General features: G+C 37.2%; 11 protein-coding genes. 8 read left to right on the forward strand and 3 right to left on the reverse strand.

The annotated features are described in order from the left end of the window. Positions 1-8 precede the first annotated feature (8 nt). On the forward strand, positions 9-4,346 hold the full coding sequence (locus ABJH90_RS14250; protein WP_348140483.1) for a CusA/CzcA family heavy metal efflux RND transporter: 4,338 nt from the start codon (positions 9-11) through the stop codon (positions 4,344-4,346). 10 nt (positions 4,347-4,356) lie between these two features. Next, complete coding sequence (locus ABJH90_RS14255) at positions 4,357-5,502, forward strand: efflux RND transporter periplasmic adaptor subunit (protein ID WP_348140485.1); 1,146 nt, start codon at positions 4,357-4,359, stop codon at positions 5,500-5,502. Positions 5,503-5,534: 32 nt separating this feature from the next. Here the strand turns inward: ABJH90_RS14255 and ABJH90_RS14260 are convergent, their stop codons facing one another. Together ABJH90_RS14260 and ABJH90_RS14265 are read right to left on the reverse strand one after the other, a co-directional pair. Beyond that, entirely contained in the window at positions 5,535-6,350 is an 816-nt protein-coding gene (locus tag ABJH90_RS14260) for a ZIP family metal transporter (RefSeq protein WP_348140994.1), read from the reverse strand. Continuing rightward, positions 6,350-7,009 (reverse strand): metal-dependent transcriptional regulator, encoded by a 660-nt coding sequence (locus ABJH90_RS14265; RefSeq protein WP_348140487.1) that lies wholly within the window; start codon positions 7,007-7,009, stop codon positions 6,350-6,352. The genes ABJH90_RS14260 and ABJH90_RS14265 overlap by 1 nt, the downstream gene beginning before the upstream one ends. Before the next feature lie 77 nt (positions 7,010-7,086). On the opposite strand from ABJH90_RS14265, the gene ABJH90_RS14270 reads away from it, so the two are divergent. Both ABJH90_RS14270 and ABJH90_RS14275 read left to right on the forward strand, forming a co-directional pair. Further along, the gene (locus tag ABJH90_RS14270) at positions 7,087-9,390 is read left to right on the forward strand and encodes a TonB-dependent receptor (protein ID WP_348140489.1); all 2,304 of its coding nucleotides are present in this window, start codon (positions 7,087-7,089) and stop codon (positions 9,388-9,390) included. A gap of 36 nt (positions 9,391-9,426) precedes the next feature. Continuing rightward, positions 9,427-10,587 carry a lycopene cyclase family protein gene (locus ABJH90_RS14275; RefSeq protein ID WP_348140491.1) on the forward strand — a complete coding sequence of 387 codons (1,161 nt, stop codon included), beginning with the start codon at positions 9,427-9,429 and terminating at the stop codon, positions 10,585-10,587. Here ABJH90_RS14275 and ABJH90_RS14280 read toward each other — a convergent pair. After that, positions 10,584-11,558, reverse strand: a complete 975-nt coding sequence (locus ABJH90_RS14280; RefSeq protein WP_348140493.1) for a polyprenyl synthetase family protein — start codon at positions 11,556-11,558, stop codon at positions 10,584-10,586. The genes ABJH90_RS14275 and ABJH90_RS14280 overlap by 4 nt on opposite strands. A 167-nt stretch (positions 11,559-11,725) precedes the next feature. Here ABJH90_RS14280 and ABJH90_RS14285 point away from each other — a divergent pair, with 167 nt between their 5' ends. From ABJH90_RS14285 to ABJH90_RS14300, 4 genes are read left to right on the forward strand one after another with little or no spacing between them, the layout of a single operon-like run. Beyond that, complete coding sequence (locus ABJH90_RS14285) at positions 11,726-12,331, forward strand: TetR/AcrR family transcriptional regulator (RefSeq protein ID WP_348140495.1); 606 nt, start codon at positions 11,726-11,728, stop codon at positions 12,329-12,331. After that, positions 12,332-13,666 (forward strand): TolC family protein, encoded by a 1,335-nt coding sequence (locus ABJH90_RS14290; protein WP_348140497.1) that lies wholly within the window; start codon positions 12,332-12,334, stop codon positions 13,664-13,666. Between the two features lie 26 nt (positions 13,667-13,692). Further along, a complete protein-coding gene (locus tag ABJH90_RS14295) occupies positions 13,693-14,862 on the forward strand; it encodes an efflux RND transporter periplasmic adaptor subunit (RefSeq protein ID WP_348140499.1) in 1,170 nt (389 codons plus the stop codon). 4 nt (positions 14,863-14,866) lie between these two features. Next, positions 14,867-18,373, forward strand: coding sequence for an efflux RND transporter permease subunit (locus tag ABJH90_RS14300; protein WP_348140501.1), 3,507 nt, complete (start codon positions 14,867-14,869; stop codon positions 18,371-18,373). Positions 18,374-18,438: the final 65 nt, after the last annotated feature.

Below are 18,438 nucleotides of genomic sequence, written 5' to 3' on the forward strand. Positions count from 1 at the left end.
CATGGATTATGTTATCACGTATTATAGAATTCAGTATTAAGAAGAAGTTTATTATCCTCTTATTCACCCTAATTTTAATTGGATTTGGGCTGTATTCCCTAACCCAGATATCCATTGGTGCCGTTCCGGATGTTACTAATAATCAGGTTCAGGTAATTACCACTTCGAGAAGTCTTTCTACCCAAGACATGGAGCAGTTTATTACCTATCCTGTCGAGCTTGAAATGGCGAATTTACCCGGTGTCCTGGAAATCAGGTCTATTTCTAAATTTGGGTTATCGGTTGTGACCATTGTCTTTGAAGATAAAATGGGAACATATCTGCCCCGTCAGTTAATTGCCGAAAAGATTCAATCAGCCTCAGAGAAAATCCCTGAAGGTTTCGGTAGCCCGGAAATGGGGCCAATTACTACGGGACTAGGAGAAATCTATCAGTATATCCTTGATGTAAAACCGGGATATAAAGGAAAATATTCGACTGCAGACTTAAGAACTATTCAGGACTGGGTGGTAAAAAGACAACTCTCGGGTATTCCCGGGGTTGTTGAAGTTAATACCTGGGGAGGCTTTTTAAAACAATATGAAGTTGCAATTAGTACGGAAAAACTAAACGCGATGGAAATCACCGCAAAAGAGGTTATTAGTGCCCTGGAATTGAACAATAGTGTTACAGGTGGTGGTTATATCGAAAAAGTAAATCAGGCTTATTTTATTCGTGGTGAAGGCTTAGCCACTTCTTTGGAAGACATTGAAAACATTGTAGTGAAAAATGAGAATTCAGTCCCAATCTATATAAAAGATGTGGCTAAAGTTGGTTTCGGAAGTGCCACACGTTTTGGAGCTATCACAGCCAATGGTGAGGGTGAAAAGGTTTTGGGGCAGGTAATGATGCTTAAAGATGCAAACTCCAAACAGGTAATTGATGCCGTTAAAGAACGAGTTTCTTCAATCTCAAAAACATTACCTGAAGGGGTACAAATCAACGCCTTCCTGGATAGAAGTGAGCTTATAAATAAAACAACCTTTACGGTGACTGAAAATTTGATTTTTGGCTGTCTGATCGTAATTTTTGTTGTGGTCCTGCTATTGGGCAATTTACGTTCAGGTTTAGTGGTAGCCTCCGTAATTCCGCTCAGTTTACTTTTTGCTATTTTTATGATGTACCTTTTTAATGTAGACGCAAATTTGATGAGCTTAGGCGCCATCGACTTTGGAATAATTATAGATGGGGCTGTAATTATAGTTGAATTCATTGCATTTCAAATCACTGGAAAACGCGATGAGATGAGTAAATTATCTCGTTCTGAAAAATTAAAATTCACAGATAAAATAACTTACCAAGGGGCGTCTAAGATGATGAACTCCGCAATTTTTGGTCAGTTTATCATCCTGATCGTTTTTATACCAATTCTTTCTCTCAGCGGAGTTGAAGGTAAAATGTTTCGGCCAATGGCGTTAGCTTTTAGTTTCGCCCTTATTGGTGCAATGATCTTATGTTTTACCTATGTTCCGGTAGTATCATCATTGTTTCTGAAATCTTCAGATCCTTCTAAAAAGAACATTTCATTTTATATAATGCGATGGCTCAATGAATCTTTTGCCCCTACAATCCACTGGGCATTTAAAAGAAAAAAAATAGTATTAGGTCTTGCGGCGATGGTTTTATTAGTGACAATACCCTTTTTTGTTTCTCTGGGAGGTGAATTTGTTCCCACATTGGATGAAGGTGATTTTGTAATACAACCTGTTTTAAAAACCGGGACATCACTCAGTAAAACAGTAGAAACGACAACCCAAATAGAGCAAATTCTGATGAATAATTTTCCTGAAGTAAAGCAGGTAGTAACTAGAATTGGCGCAGCGGAAGTTCCAACCGACCCAATGTCTATGGAAGAAAGTGATGTCATTATAATTTTAAATTCAAAAAAAGAATGGGTATCGGCTGATTCTAAGGATGAACTGGCTAATAAATTCAAAGAGGCACTTTCAATACTACCCGGCATAGAAGTAGAATTTACTCAGCCCATTGAAATGAGGTTTAATGAATTAATAACAGGTGTTAAGGCAGATATTGCCATAAAAATCTTTGGTGAAGATTTGGAAATTCTTAGCAAAATAGGCAATCAAATAAAATCGTTAATTGAAAATGTGAACGGGGCTGCTGATATAACTGTCGAAAAAATTGTTGGCCTTCCTCAAATGAACGTCAGATACAACCGTGAAAAAATTGCACGTTATGGCCTGAATATCAAGGAACTGAATGATATGATTGCCATGGGATTTGCCGGGAAAAAAGTGGGTAGTGTTTACGAAGGCGAAAAGCGGTTTGATTTAGTGGTTCGCCTCAATAATGAAAACAGACAGGATATTGACAATCTTAAGAATTTATTTGTTGATCTCCCTTCCAATGGTAAGATTCCCCTGAGTGAGCTTGCTGAAATCTCCTATCAAAAAGGAGCTGCCAAAATATCTCGGGATGACACCAAAAGGAGAATCGTGGTAGGCATTAATGTCCGTAACCGCGATTTACAGTCGGTGGTAGATGATGTCCAAAACTTAATAACTGACCATATAACGCTACCTGCCGGATATTCCATAAGTTATGGCGGGCAATTTGAAAATCTGCAAAGTGCGAAATCAAGATTAATGGTGGCGGTACCTATTGCTCTGGCATTAATTTTTGTCTTGCTTTATCTGGCTTTTAAATCCATTAAAGAAACGTTGATGATTTTTACGGCGATTCCCCTGTCTGCTGTTGGTGGGGTACTTTTATTATGGATGAGAGACTTACCCTTTAGTATTTCTGCAGGGGTAGGTTTTATTGCCCTTTTTGGTATTGCCGTTCTCAATGGTATTGTATTAATAGAACATTTTAAAGAATTAAAACTAGAAAAATTTGAAAGCATGGAAGCGCTAATTATTCAGGGCACAAAAGACCGGTTAAGGGCTGTATTACTAACTGCATCTGCAGCCGCATTGGGGTTCCTGCCAATGGCAATATCCACAAATGTTGGAGCTGAAGTACAACGTCCTTTAGCAACCGTTGTGATAGGCGGCCTGGTAAGTGCCACCTTTTTGACACTAATTGTGCTCCCGGTATTATATAGCATATTTAATAAACCAGGAAAACTTGAACTAAAAAGACTTCTAAAAAAGAATAATTCTAATGCGCTTCTTATCGCAGCAATACTTTTTACACCTGTTTTAAGTGCACAGGAAAGTGGTTTAAGCCTTGACGGATTAATGGCAATTGCATTGGAAAACAATGCAGGCCTCAAAGCAGATTCATTAAAGGTTAACGAGTCTGACGCCATGATATCGAGTGCTTTCAGCTTTGACAAGACTCGGGTTTATTACGAGTATGACGAAAATAACCTTGCCTTCAATGGTGAACCCATAAACGTTTTTGGCGTGCAACAGGATTTTCTTTTCCCAACAGTTTATTTCTCGAAAAAGAAAGTAAATAAGGCCGGTTATAATTTAGAATCCAGTGCGTATGAAATCCAAAAGAAAAGATTGAAAAAGGAGGTCACAGCCAGATTTTATGACTATCAATATGCAAAAGAGAAGGAATTTATTTATAAACAAATAGATAGTCTTTTTAGAGATTTTGCGACTATCGCCGAACGCCGTTTTGAACTTGGAGAAACCAATTACCTGGAAAAAATAACCACTCAGTCCAGACAAAAACAGATCCAAATTAAATTAGATGAAGCCGAACAAGATGTTGTCTTGGCCTATGTAAATTTAACTAAAATAGTACAGGTTGAGGACAGCATTAATATTAGAATGGCCGCACAAAAGAAGGTTACATTGAGCCCTGTAGGGTTGGAAAATAGTATAGAATTAGAATATTATTCTAATAGAGTAAATCTTTTTGATAATCAACGTAAATATGAAAAACAACTTTTATTACCTGATCTGAGTTTGAGCTATTTTCTGGGATCAAACAGCAATCTGAATCAAAATTTATATGGCTATTATCTGGGTCTTAAAATTCCATTGTTGTTTTTTGGTCAATCTTCCAAAATTAAGGCATCCTCCATTGCCCGTGATATTGCAGTTGAACAATCAAAGGAGTATGAAGTTCAATTAAATAATGAATATATGGCCCTTAATGCCAAATTAATTAAGCAGGAAAAGGCCTTAAAATATTATGAAGAAGAGGGCACAGTTATATCTGATGAAATTTTAAAAACGGCTACCCTGAGTTTCAAAAATGGTGAAATCAACTATTTCCAGTATATCCTTAGTCTTGAAAATGCCTATGAGATTAAACTGGATTACTTAAATAGTCTTAATGAATACAATCAAACCGTTATTGCCATTAACTATCTAACTTATTAAAAACTAAGTCATGAAACGTATTTTATATTATTTCATTCAATTCATATTTGTAATCAGTATTTTGAACTGTAAAAATGTAGAGCCTGTACATAGAACAGACGTTCAGGAGGATCTAAATCCTGAAGATACCGTTATTGAACTTTCTAATAAACAATTTGAAGAAAACGCCATGACAATGGGTAGTCTGGAAGAAAAATCTTTCCCTGAATTGGTTCAGGCCAATGGATTAATTGATGTGCCTCCGGCTAACAGAGCAGTAGTGAGTGCAACTATGGGCGGTTATATTAAAAATACGCATTTATTAATCGGAGATCGGGTAACCAAAGGGCAAGCATTGGTAACTATTGAAAATCCGGATTTTGTATCATTGCAACAAGAATATTTAGAGATAAAGGAACAATTGACCTATTTGAAATCTGAATATGAGCGCCAACAAATATTGATTAAAGAAAACATTTCATCACAAAAAAGTTTTTTAAAAGCTGAAAGCGACTATAAAAAAGCAGAAGCGACTTACAAGGGGCTTCGAAAACAATTAGATCTGCTCAAAATTTCCCCTTCAGATGTTGAAAAGGGGCTTATAAGTACTACCTCCACATTAAATGCCCCCATTAGTGGCAGCATTACCGAGGTTAATGTATCTCTGGGGATGTATGTTTCGCCTGCAACACCTATCATTGAAATTGTAGATAATGACCATATCCATTTAGAATTGTCTGTTTTTGAAAAAGATATAATGAAGCTTCATAAAGGACAGGAAATTACCTTTGAAATACCGGAAGCATCATCCGAAGTATATGCTGCAGAGGTCTATTTAATAAGCACATCCATAGAAGAAAACAGAACGGTAAAAGTACATGGTCATCTTAAAGATCTTGAAAAGCATAATTTTCTGACAGGAATGTTCGTCCACGCAACTATAATTATTTCAGATAATGTGGCCATGAGTATTCCTTCGGAGGCAATTGTATCCAGTGAGGGCACATCATACCTCCTATTACTGGAATCTAAAAAAGAAGAAGTGTATAATTTTAAACCGGTTAAAGTTGAAATAGGAGATGTATATAATGGCTACACCTCCATAAAGAATGCAAATGCCTTTCCTGCCGATTCAAAGTTTTTAACGAAGGGTGCATTTACATTAATGGGCGAATGATGAAAAGCATAAAAAATTTATAGAAGCGTAAATTAACTTAATCCCACATCTAAGGCCATCATAATAATAAAGCCTCCAATAAAGCCCATTGTGGCTATATCGGTGTATTTGTCCTGCTGTGTCTCAGGGATTACCTCTTCCACAACCACAAAGATCATGGCTCCGGCCGCAAACGATAAGGCATAAGGGAGAATTGGTTCGAAAGTAAGAACTGCCCATGCGCCCAAAACTGCAGCTATGGGCTCTACCATAGCAGATGCTTGTCCGTAAGTAAAACTTTTAAGTCGACTCAGCCCTTGCCTTCTTAAAGGCATAGCCACTGCAAAACCTTCGGGAAAATTTTGCAGGCCAATACCAAGTGCCAAAGCTACTGCTCCACCTATATTGGCTCCTTCAAAACCGGCGGCAACTCCTCCAAAGAGTACCCCAACGGCAAGTCCTTCCGGAATATTATGCAAGGTTATGGCCAGGGTAAGCAGCGTTGTTCTGTGCCAGGGTGTTTTTATTCCTTCACTCTCTTTAAAATTAATATGTATGTGTGGTAAAATCTTGTCCAATCCATAAATAAAAACTGCACCAAGTAAAAATCCCACCGCCGCCGGTATAACCTTAACAAAACCTTCGCCAGGGCTCATTTCTATACCGGGAGCCAGAAGACTCCAAAAACTGGCAGCTACCATAACGCCTCCGGTAAAGCCCAGCATTCCATCAAGTACGGCCCTGTTCATAGTCTTAAAAAAAAAGACCAGACCGGCACCTAATGCTGTAAGAGCCCACGTAAAAAGGGTTGCGTAAAAGGCAGCTAGAATAGGATTGATTGATTCAAAATAACTAATGACATTCTCTATCATAACTTGATCTTTTTAACGTATAAGTTAGAAGCTATTTGCTGGGAAAGATGTAATTCTCTTTTGTCAATAAGAATGCGTAATGAATTATCAAACTCTTCTTTTTCCACAATCTTTATTTTATTTCCAAGCGCTATATTGTTTTTATCGAGGAACCTCAAGAACACAGCAGATGAATCTTTTACACCTACACATATTGCCGAGGAACCTATGGGAATTTGACTTAATAGTTGATTATCATGCTCCATAAACTCCCCATTTTTACCGGGAATTGGATCTCCGTGCGGATCAAATTTTGGAAAACTTAGTAATTCATCAAGCTTATCAATTAGTTTTTCACTTTCAATATGCTCTAGTTGTTCAGCTATTTCATGTACTTCATCCCAGGTGAAATCTAATTTTTCTACTAAAAATACTTCCCATAATCGATGTTTTCTTATAATCGATAAGGCAGTCTTAGTGCCAAGGGTTGTCAGTGATACCCCCTGATACTTTTTGTAATGCACCAGTCCCTTTTCTGATAATTTTTTCATCATATCGGTTACTGACGAAGGTTTGGTTTCCATCTTTTCTGCCACGGCATTGGTTGAAATAACTTCTACCCCTTCACTACCAAGATGGAATATGGCCTTAATATAATTCTCTTCAGAATGGGTCATAAAAAACATTTTAACAAAAATACATTTTTATTTGTAAAAACATATTTTTAGATTTGTCTAAATTATAAATTTGGCATATGAAATATATTGCCATGCATTTTTCTTTAAGGATAGTCCTATTAGTCATAGCAAGTATAATGGGGATATCCAATATGTACTCTCAGCGGAATACTATAAAAGGTATTATTTTAGAGGGGAATTTACCTGTGCCTTTTGCCAATATATACCTTCAGGGAACAAATTTTGGCACATCTTCAGATAGGAATGGTGAGTTTACTATAAATAATATTCCCGATGGCTCCTATAAAATCAAAGCTTCTTCCATGGGGTATACCAACTTTTACCAAAAAGTAAATTTGGCTAATAATGAAGTGCTGGTGCTTAACATATTGCTTGAAAATTCATCAGAGCAATTAGATGAAACGGTGGTTACAGGCACTTTAAAACCAGTAAAAAGATTGGAAAGTCCTGTGCCCGTGGAAGTTTATAAACCTGCATTCTTTAAAAAAAATCCTGCTCCCAGTATTTTTGAATCCCTACAAAACGTGAATGGCGTACGACCCCAGATTAACTGCAATGTCTGCAATACGGGAGATATCCACATTAACGGCCTCGAAGGGCCATATACACTTGTTTTAATTGACGGAATGCCTATTGTAAGCGGTTTAGGAACCGTTTATGGCCTTTCTGGAATACCCAATTCCCTTATAGAACAAATTGAAATTGTTAAAGGACCCGCTTCCACCTTATATGGGAGCGAAGCCGTAGGCGGACTTATTAATATAATTACTAAAAATACACTAAGTGCTCCCACATTTGCCGCAGACAATTTTATGAGTGGCTGGGGTGAGTACAACCTGGATATTGGATCCAAAATTGAAATTGGAAATAATTCCAACTTATTGTTAGGCTTAAACTATTTCAAATACGACAACCCAATCGATGACAATGGAGATAATTTCACAGATCTAACTCTTCAGGATCGCATATCTTTCTTCCAAAAATGGAGTTTAAATAGGGAGTATAACCGAATTTTTTCATTGGCTGGCCGGTTTTTTTATGAAGACAGATGGGGAGGTGAAATGCAATGGACACCTGAATTCAGAGGCGGAGACGAAATATATGGTGAAAGCATCTACACAAGAAGGTGGGAAATACTGGGAAAGTATCAGTTGCCTCTAAAAGAAAATATCCTGCTTTCTGTTTCTTATAACGACCATAGTCAAAATTCTGTGTACGGTACAGTTCCTTATCTAGCAGATCAGCGTATTGGTTTTGGGCAATTAACCTGGGATAAGGTTTTGGCAAAGCACGATCTCCTATTTGGAAGCGCAATAAAATACAATTATTATGATGACAATACCCCTGCAACTTCCGGATTAGCCAGGAATGAAGCAGACATAGTTTGGATCCCCAGTCTTTTTGTTCAGGATGAGATAAATTTTTCCAAAAAACATTCCTTACTAACAGGTATTCGTTATGATTATGATAAAAGACACGGTTCAATTTTCACTCCAAGATTAGCCTATAAATGGAAATTTACAGATAACGATATAATCCGATTAAATGCTGGCACCGGATTCCGCGTCGTAAATCTTTTTACTGAGGAACACGCTGCTCTAACCGGTGCCAGGGAGGTAATCATTGCCGAAGAACTAAAACCAGAACGCTCGGTAAATATTAATTTCAACTATCTTAAAAAAATATATAGCAACGATGGGACATATATCGGTTTGGATGCCTCAGCTTTTTATACTTATTTCAACAATGTTATTCTTCCCGATTATGATACAGATCCCGATTTAATAATCTACAAAAATTTAGATGGTAAATCAGTTTCCAAAGGGATAAGTGCAAATTTGGATCTGGCATTCCCAGCCGGATTGAAAATACTTTTAGGAGCTACGTTTATGGACGTAAGTAACACACAAAACGGTATCACCCAACGGCAAATCCTAACCGAAAGCTTTAGCGGAACCTGGAGCATATCTTACGCCTTCAGAGCTCTAAATCTTATTTTTGATTACACAGGGAATTTATATGGGCCAATGCGTTTGCCTCTTTTGAGCGAGCTCGATCCCAGACAAGAATATTCTCCCACCTGGAGTATTCAAAATATTCAATTTACTTATTCCGGTGTGAAAGATTTTGAATTTTATGGAGGTATAAAAAACTTACTGGACTGGACTCCTAATAGGGGCAATCCATTTATTATAGCAAGGGCCAATGACCCCTTCGATAAAAATGTTCAATTCGACAATTCAGGTAACGCCATCCCTACAGCAGACAACCCATATGGCCTTACTTTCGACCCTACCTATGTGTATGGCCCTAATCAAGGAATGAGAGGATTTATAGGAATGCGCTACCGTTTGAATTAAAGGACAGGGTTACTTAAGTTGTTATTTGTACTTTTGATGTTTTTCATATTTGTGCAGACAGAATACGACTATATTATAATTGGTGCTGGTGCAGCTGGTTTAATGCTAGCTGAAGCCCTTGGAAACGATCCTTATTTTAAGGACAAAACTGTTTTATTAGTCGACAAGGATGCTAAAAAAACCAATGATCGCACATGGTGCTTTTGGGAAAAATGTGCAGGTGATTTTGATCAAATTATCAATAAAAGCTGGAGCCAAATTCAATTTGAAGGGGAAAACTATGAGGCAAATCATGAGATAGCTCCTTATACCTATAAGATGTTGCGTGGGCTCGATTTTTATAGCAACTATTTGAATCGCATTCAGGCTTATGAAAATATTACATTTTCACAAGCTCTGGTTACCGGAATAGTCGATCATAAAAGCCATGTGCAGGTAACTACTGAAAATGGAAATTACTGCGCTGAACAAGTATTCAATAGTATTTTTGATTATAAGTCGCTTTATCAACAAACCAAATACCCTGTTTTACAACAGCACTTTATCGGATGGTTTATTAAATCTGATAAGCCTGTTTTTAATCCGGAAAAGGCCACTTTTATGGATTTTTCAGTCCCTCAAAAAGGCAACACCCGGTTTATGTATGTTTTGCCATTTTCAGAAACCGAGGGTTTGGTTGAGTATACTCTGTTTTCTGCCGATACGTTGCCCGAAGAAGAGTATGAAAATGCCATTAAAAATTATATTAAAGAAAAACTTAATTGTACCCAATACGAGATAATAGAAAAAGAAAGGGGAAATATTCCAATGACCTGCTATAATTTTTCTGGACACAACAGCCCGAATATTTTACAGATAGGTATAGCAGGCGGCTGGGCGAAGGCCAGCACAGGGTATACCTTTATGAGCACAAACAAGAAAATCAAAGAGCTATTGGCTTTTCTTAAAAAAAACAAACCTCTAAATTCCTTTACTACCAAAAACCGTTATTGGTATTATGATTTGCTTTTATTAGATATCCTCTATAAAGATAACAGCAAGGGAAGGCATATTTTTGAGTCTCTTTTTAAGGGTAGCAGACCCCAACTCATTTTTAAATTTTTAGACGAGGATACCAATATAAAAGAAGATCTTCAGATTATTTCAAGTTGTCCCAAATCCTATTTTACTAAAGCACTATTTAACAGGTTATTCTAAACCTCCCTGTTCATGAGCTTATTGCCAAACTCTTTTAATATTTCCTTCTTATTTTCAGGAGTTTCTATAGATTCCAGTAATTGGAAGGCTTGCTTTGTATAGTGCTTAATCTCCTTTTTAATTAATTCTGCTGCACCACTCTGTATATAAATTGCCTTTACGGTTTCTATTTTGTCTTTCGGGTTAGCTGGTTTAATTGAAAAAAGATCTTTCAATTCATTTATTTGGTCTTCTGTACCTATTTCGATTGACTTAAGATAAAGAAATGTTTTTTTGTTTTCAATTATGTCCCCGCCAACCTGTTTTCCAAAAGTCTCGGGATCACCAAAGGCATCCAGATAATCATCCTGTAGTTGAAAGGCTATTCCAAGGTTAATTCCATAATCATAAATTGCATCCTGAGAATTCAATGAAGCATTGGAAATAATAGCACCCATTTTCAAGGCGGCAGCAACCAATACAGCCGTTTTATAGGTTATCATTTTAAGATAATCCGGGATGGTAACATCCTCACATGCTTCAAAGTCCATATCATATTGCTGTCCTTCACAAACTTCAATCGCCGTTTTACTAAAGACTTTTAATAATGATTTAAACAACTCTGGAGGATAGTTTTCAAAATATTGATAAGAGTTAATTAGCATCACGTCTCCAGACAAAATGCCAGTATTAATATCCCACTTTTTATGCACTGTCTTTTCTCCTCTTCTTAGAGGTGCAGCATCCATAATATCATCATGTACCAATGAAAAGTTATGAAAAATCTCAATAGCCAGGGCAGCATCCATGGCTTCCTCATAATTTCCGCCAAAAACATCAGTGCTGATAAGAGTTAATATTGGCCTGAGTCTCTTACCTCCTAAATCCATAATATATGTTATTGGTTCATATAAATTAAGCGGGGCTTTGGATATTAGCTTCTTCTCCAGATAGTTATTAAAACCACTCCTGAAAAATTCGATGTCTAGCATTTCTGGTTTTTTTCCAAAAATACATTAAATGCTGGCATTGAAGCATATTTATGTAAACTTCCTGTTAAGAAAAAATGACTTTAAGCGGAGGGTTTGTTAAAAAAATGTAAAACTTTGGAAACTTTTTATGTTTTTATAGTTTCCTATATATATATTTGACCCTGATTATGAAAGAAAAAATATTAACTAAAGCAACGGATCTCTTTTTAAATCTTGGATTTAAGAGCGTAACTATGGACGACCTTGCTCAGGCAATGGGTATTTCCAAAAAAACCATTTATTCCAATTTTGAAAATAAAACTAAGTTGGTGGAAGCCTGTACAATGCATGTATTTGATTCAGTTTCCTGTGGAATTGATGAAATATGTTTACTTAAAAAGAACCCAATTGAAGAGCTCTATGAGATTAAAAGACTGGTGATGCAGCATTTAAATGATGAGAAAACCTCTCCTCAATATCAGCTTCAAAAATACTATCCCAGAATTTTTAGTACCCTTCGAAATAAACAATTTGATATGATGCATGATTGTGTTGTAAATAATGTGAAGAAAGGTATTGATGAAGGGATTTACAGGGATAATCTGAACATAGAATTTGTCGCAAGAATTTACTTTTCAGGAGTCTCCAGCATCAAGGATAGTCGCCTTTTCCCCGTGGCCAAATTTCCGGTGGTAAATCTCATGGACGACTATTTGGAATATCATCTCCGGGGAATTGTCACACCTAAAGGAAGAAAAATACTAAACAACATAATCAACTCAAATCAGGATTAAATGAAAGTTCAATTTTTAACATTCTTAGCATTCATATCTGTTAGTTGGTCTTTTTGCCAGGAACGGCCCAATATCTTTTCATTGGAAGAGGCCATCACTTATGCGTTGGAATATAACTACAGTGTTATTAATGCTGATAGAGAGATATTAGATGCTCGAAAACAAAAATGGGAGGTTATTGCTACCGGCTTACCTCAAATTGACGGTGATATTAGCTACCAAAATCAATTAAAACAACCAGTATCACTTATCCCCGGTGAATTTGTGGGGGGAGAACCGGGATCTTTTCTCCCTGTCGTATTTGGACAACAAAATCAGGTAAATGCCACTGCCACCCTTCGTCAGCAAATATTTGATGGCTCTTATATTGTAGGCGTGCAGGCCACCGAAGCCTTTCTTAGATATAGTCAAAACAACAAGGAGAAAACAGATCTGGAAATAAGGAAAGCTGTCATAGAGGCATATGGTAATGTTTTGCTAGCCCAGGAAACAGTTGCTATCCTGGAGAACAATAAGGCAACCCTGGACAAAAATCTCTTTGAAACTGAAAAACTCTTTGAAAACGGCCTTGGAGATGAAGAAAGTGTTGAACAATTACAAATTACCTTGTCATCCATTATTAGCGCATTAAAAAATGCAATCCGATTTGAAGATATTACCCTGCAAATGTTGAATTTAATAATGGGGCTTCCTATTGAAAACCAAACGGAATTAACTGAAAATCTGGATGATCTGGTATTAAAACAAATTGATTTTAACCTCCTGGATTCACAATTCTTTATGGAAAATAATGTAGATTATAAGTTAGTCGCCAACCTAAATGAACAAAGGTATTATGAACTAAAGCTGGCGAAAAGTAAAGCTTTGCCGTCACTTAATGCATTTGTAAATTATGGAACATCTGCTTTTAGCAATACTTTTAGTTTTTTTGGAAATGAACAACAATGGTATGGATCATCTATTTTGGGTTTCGATTTGAAAATTCCCATTTTCAGTTCGCTCAATAGAAGTGCAACTACCCAAAGAGCTAAAATTGCCTATGACCAGGCAAAAACGCAACTGACGGAAACCGAAGAACAGATAAGGCTTCAACTTGAGCGGGCTAAAAGCGACTACATTTTCTCTATTGAGGACTATGAAACTACCAAAAACAATCTCAATCTTGCAGAGCGCATTGAAAAGAAAAACCAAACAAAATATTTTGAAGGCCTGGCTACCAGTTTTGAATTAAGACAGGCACAAATACAACTTTATACCGCACAGCAGGATTATCTGGAGTCTATGGTAGAAGTTATCAATAGAAAAACAGAATTGGAAACCGTTCTTAACAATTAAACCATCAACTTACAAACTCAAATAAAATGAAAAATATTTTTTTAATACTTCTTATTTCAATGGTTTTCGCAGCATGTGGAAATGGAACTGTCCAATCCGTTGAAACCTTGATAACTGAGGGGGATTTAGAGGCAATTAAATTAAAAAAACAAGAACTAACTGAAAAACAAAAAATATTGAACGCAGAACTTAGACTTCTGGATTCTGTCATCAATTTGAAGGATAGTAATTCAAAATTAGCCTTGGTGTCAACCTTCAAAACAGATGAGCAAGCTTTTCAACATTATCTGGATCTGCAAGGGAATGTCATGACCAAACAGAACGTATTGATCTATCCTGAAATGACGGGAACTTTGCTTAAGGTATATGTGAAAGAAGGTCAAAAGGTCAATAAAGGTCAGCTTTTAGCTACCATTGATGACGGTGGAATGAGTAGTCAACTCGAACAATTAAAAACCCAGGCTGCACTTGCTAAAACTACATTTGAACGCCAAAAAAGACTTTGGGAGCAAAAAATTGGATCTGAAATTCAATATCTGCAGGCTGAAACAAATTATCTGGCAGTTGAGAATTCTGTTAAACAAGCGCAAAGTCAGTTGTCAAAGGCAAATGTAAGAGCTCCTTTTTCGGGAATTATTGATGATGTTATTCAGGAACAGGGAACCGTTGTTTCCCCTGGTAGTGGACAAGCAGTGTTTCGTATTGTAAACCTTTCGGACATGTATATTGAAGTGGATGTTCCAGAAAGTTATTTAAAAGGAGTAACTGTAGGCAAGGAGGTAAAGGTCTATTTCCCTGTACTGGGCGACAGCATTACTTCCGTAATACGGCAAACTGGTAATTTCATAAATCCAACTAACAGATCCTTTCGAGTGGAAATAGCAGTGCCTAATAAAAAGAGAAATATAAAGCCAAATCTTACAGCTCGGGTACAGATAAACAATTACAGTAGTGACAATGCGATTCTAATTCCACAGAGTGTGATTTCTGAAAATGCCCAAGGGGAACAATATGTTTATCTCGCCACAGAGGCTGATTCTAATGACATGGCAATAGCAAAAAAACAGATTATAAATACAGGTCAATCGCAGGGAGACTTCGTAGAAGTATTAGCCGGAATTACACCTGGCTCACAAGTAATATTGGAAGGCGCACGCAATGTCAGGGAAAACCAGCAAGTAAAAATAATTCGATAGTCTTATGAGCAAACAACATAAAAACACAAATAAGGAATTTAGATTGTCTTCCTGGGCTATCGATAACCCATCGGTCATTTACGTAATGATTGGCATCTTTTTATTCATTGGATTGTCTTCTTATTTTTCAATGCCGAGAGAAGATTTTCCTGAAGTAAAAGAAACCAAAATTTATATTAGTAGTGTTTACCCTGGAAATACAGCAGAAGATATAGAGCGGCTGCTTACGGATCCTCTGGAAGACAGGCTAAAAAATGTGAGTAATCTGGTGGAAATCACATCTACTTCACAAGAAGATTATTCAATGATCGTAGTAGAATTTGATGAAGATATTTCTGTTGAAAATGCTAAACAAAAAGTAAAGGACGAAGTTGATAGTGAAAAGGCCGGAGAAGACTGGCCTATTTTCAATGGAGCTAAAGTAGAGCCTGACGTTTTTGACCTTAACATATCTGAATCATATCCTATTATGAATGTCAACCTGAAAGGGGATTATCCTGTTGATAAATTAAAGGAATTTGGAGAGTATCTCGAAGATGAAATAGAAGATTTACCAGAGATTAAAGGTGTAGATATCAGGGGGGCTCAGGAAAAAGAAGTAGAAGTAGCTGTTGATATTTATAAAATGATGGCGGCCAAGGTTAGTTTTGATGATGTTATACAAGCCATAAATAATGGGAACATGACCATGTCTGCAGGGAATTTAAATACCAGTGGACAGCGCCGTACAATTCGAATTTTAGGCGAAATTGAAGATCCAAGTGAACTTGAAAGCTTTGTTGTTAAATCGGAAAAAAATGCAGCTGTTTATTTAAAGGATATTGCTGTGGTTTCATTCAAGGAAGAAGAGAAAACCACCTATGCCAGAGAACGAGGTAGTAGTGTTGTTATGCTTGATATTAAAAAACGTGCGGGTAAAAACGCAATCACTGCCGCAGAGGAGATCAAAGGAATTGTGAAGAATGCAAGAGAGAACTATTTTCCTCCTGACCTGGATGTAAGTATTGCCAATGATTCCTCGAGCCGAACTTTAAATCAGGTTGATGACCTGGTTAACAATATAATTTTTGGGATCATATTGGTGGTCACCGTTTTAATGTTCTTTTTAGGTTTTCGCAACGCCTTGTTTGTTGGTTTTGCAATCCCTATGTCTATGTTCATGTCTTTTATGGTCCTGTCGGCCTTGGGATATACGCTGAATACAATGATATTATTTGGACTTATTATGGGACTGGGAATGTTGGTGGACAACGGTATTGTGGTTGTTGAAAATGTCTACCGGCTCATGGAAGCAGAGGGAATGTCTCGTACTGAAGCTGCCAAAAAAGGTGTTGGAGAAATAGCATTTCCCATAATTATTTCTACTGTCACCACAGTTGCTGCCTTCGTACCACTAGGGCTTTGGCCCGGTATTATGGGTGAGTTTATGATCTTCTTCCCAATTACACTATCCGTGGTTCTTGGCTCTTCATTATTCGTGGCCATTTTTATGAACTCTATGCTGGTGTCCCAGTTTATGGAGGTCGGAGATAAAGAACTTACATTAAAGCAACTTGTACGCCTTAGTATTATTCTGGGCGGGTTTGGGCTCTTTATTCTCATTTTCGGTGGAACCATGCGCGGATTGGGTTCATTAATGATTGTAGTGGGAATATTATTCTGGTTTTACAAATACGGACTTAAAAAAGCCGCTTTAAAATTTCAGGAAAAATATTTATCCCGATTTGAAAATTGGTACGAGAATCGTTTGAGGAGTGCTCTAAAGGGAAGAAATGTATACACTTACTTTGGTTTTACGGTGTTGTTGTTGATAACAGCCTTTATTGCTTTTGGCATCTCGCTTGGAAGCGGTCGAACAAAAGTGGAATTTTTTCCGGACAACACCCCTAACGAGATTTATGTTTATATAGAGTACCCTCAAGGTACGGCTATTGAAAAAACCAATGAAATAACAAAAAATATCGAAAAAAGAGTTTATGCCATCGCCGATGATGCAAAATATATGGATGGTGAAAATAATTTTCTGGTGGCATCCAGTGTTTCGCAGGTGGGAAAGGGTGCTGAAAACCCATTTACTGAGGGGGGCTCAGCTGCAGAAATGCCCCACAGGGGTAAAATTACCATTTCTATGAAAGAGTACAAGTTCAGAGGTGGCAGAGATACAGAAGCACTTCGCAAAGAGATTCAGGATGGTTTAAAAGATATATACCCCGGGATTGCCATTTCTGTAGAAAAAGACCAGGTTGCTCCCCCATCGGGCTATCCGATAAATATTGAAATCGAAGGGAAGGATTATGATGTTTTAATAAATACCGCAGAGCAAATGCGAAATTTCCTCAATACAAAAAATATTGAAGGAATAGAAGAGTTAAAGATAGATGTCAATACCGGAAAACCCAGTATGCAGGTAACTGTAGATAGGGCAAAAGCCGGTGAACTCGGCGTGTCCGTAGGACAGGTTGGCATGCAGTTAAGGCGTTCACTCTTTGGAGACAAAGCCGGTATTTATAAAGAAGGTGGTGAAGATTATGATATTAATGTTCGCTTTAATAAAGACCTTAGATATAATACCAGTGCTCTGTTCAATCAGAATGTAATTTTCAGGGACCAGGCAACAGGCCAGATAAAAGAAATTCCTGTTTCGGCCGTGGCATCTCAGAGAAATACATCTAGTTTTAGTGCGATAAAACACAAGGACACAAAACGTGTTGTGACACTATATTCGGGACTTAGACCAGGATTTACTGATGCCGGAGCAATTGTAGCCGAGATAAAAAAGGAAATGGAAGAATATACAGGAATTCCAGCCAATGTAAAGATAGATTATACCGGGCAGATTGAGGAGCAGAATAAACAGATGAATTTTTTAGTTGGTGCCTTCTTTTCAGGACTTGGTTTAATAATGTTAATTCTTGTATTCCAATTCGGAGGCGTCTCTAAACCAACCATTATAATGACGGCTATTTTCCTGAGTTTTATTGGCGTTTTTGGCGGATTAATGATAACGGGCTGGCCTTTTGTAATAATGATGACCATGATGGGTATTATATCTTTAGCAGGTATTGTGGTCAATAATGGCGTTGTTCTCTTAGATTATACCCAAATACTTATAGATCGAAAAAAGGTTTCTCTGGGCATGACAGATAAGGAATTATTAACAAGAGATCAAGTCACAGAATTAATTGTAAAAGGCGGGAAGGCCAGAATGCGGCCTGTATTGCTCACTGCAATTACCACAGTTCTTGGGTTAATTCCCTTAGCCATTGGCCTTAATATTGATTTCTTTTCGTTATTTACAAACTTTGATCCTAAGATCTACATAGGGGGAGATAACGTAATATTTTGGGGACCTCTAGCGTGGACGGTTATTTTTGGACTAATTGTAGCTACCTTCCTTACACTAATAATAGTACCGGTTCTTTTTAATATAGTTTATAGAATTAAGATTAAACTCAAAGGAGGAGCCAAAAAGACACCTTTAAAAAAGAAAGATTTAGAGATAGCTGCATAGACCTTTATAGGGTATTCTTCAATAAAAAACCCCGCAAAATGCGGGGTTTTATGCTTTAGTCGATC

The sequence above is a fragment of the Eudoraea sp. genome, assembly GCF_039969275.1.
In the GTDB taxonomy this organism is placed as follows: domain Bacteria; phylum Bacteroidota; class Bacteroidia; order Flavobacteriales; family Flavobacteriaceae; genus Eudoraea.

Excerpts from the sequence above, each read along its gene's own strand:
- ABJH90_RS14255 (WP_348140485.1), top strand. The coding sequence starts at position 4,357 with ATGAAACGTATTTTATATTATTTCATTCAATTCATATTTGTAATCAGT.
- ABJH90_RS14265 (WP_348140487.1), bottom strand. The coding sequence starts at position 7,009 with ATGACCCATTCTGAAGAGAATTATATTAAGGCCATATTCCATCTTGGT.
- ABJH90_RS14275 (WP_348140491.1), top strand. The coding sequence starts at position 9,427 with ATGTTTTTCATATTTGTGCAGACAGAATACGACTATATTATAATTGGT.
- ABJH90_RS14300 (WP_348140501.1), top strand. The coding sequence starts at position 14,867 with ATGAGCAAACAACATAAAAACACAAATAAGGAATTTAGATTGTCTTCC.
- ABJH90_RS14250 (WP_348140483.1), top strand. The coding sequence starts at position 9 with ATGTTATCACGTATTATAGAATTCAGTATTAAGAAGAAGTTTATTATC.
- ABJH90_RS14270 (WP_348140489.1), top strand. The coding sequence starts at position 7,087 with ATGAAATATATTGCCATGCATTTTTCTTTAAGGATAGTCCTATTAGTC.
- ABJH90_RS14290 (WP_348140497.1), top strand. The coding sequence starts at position 12,332 with ATGAAAGTTCAATTTTTAACATTCTTAGCATTCATATCTGTTAGTTGG.
- ABJH90_RS14280 (WP_348140493.1), bottom strand. The coding sequence starts at position 11,558 with ATGCTAGACATCGAATTTTTCAGGAGTGGTTTTAATAACTATCTGGAG.
- ABJH90_RS14295 (WP_348140499.1), top strand. The coding sequence starts at position 13,693 with ATGAAAAATATTTTTTTAATACTTCTTATTTCAATGGTTTTCGCAGCA.
- ABJH90_RS14285 (WP_348140495.1), top strand. The coding sequence starts at position 11,726 with ATGAAAGAAAAAATATTAACTAAAGCAACGGATCTCTTTTTAAATCTT.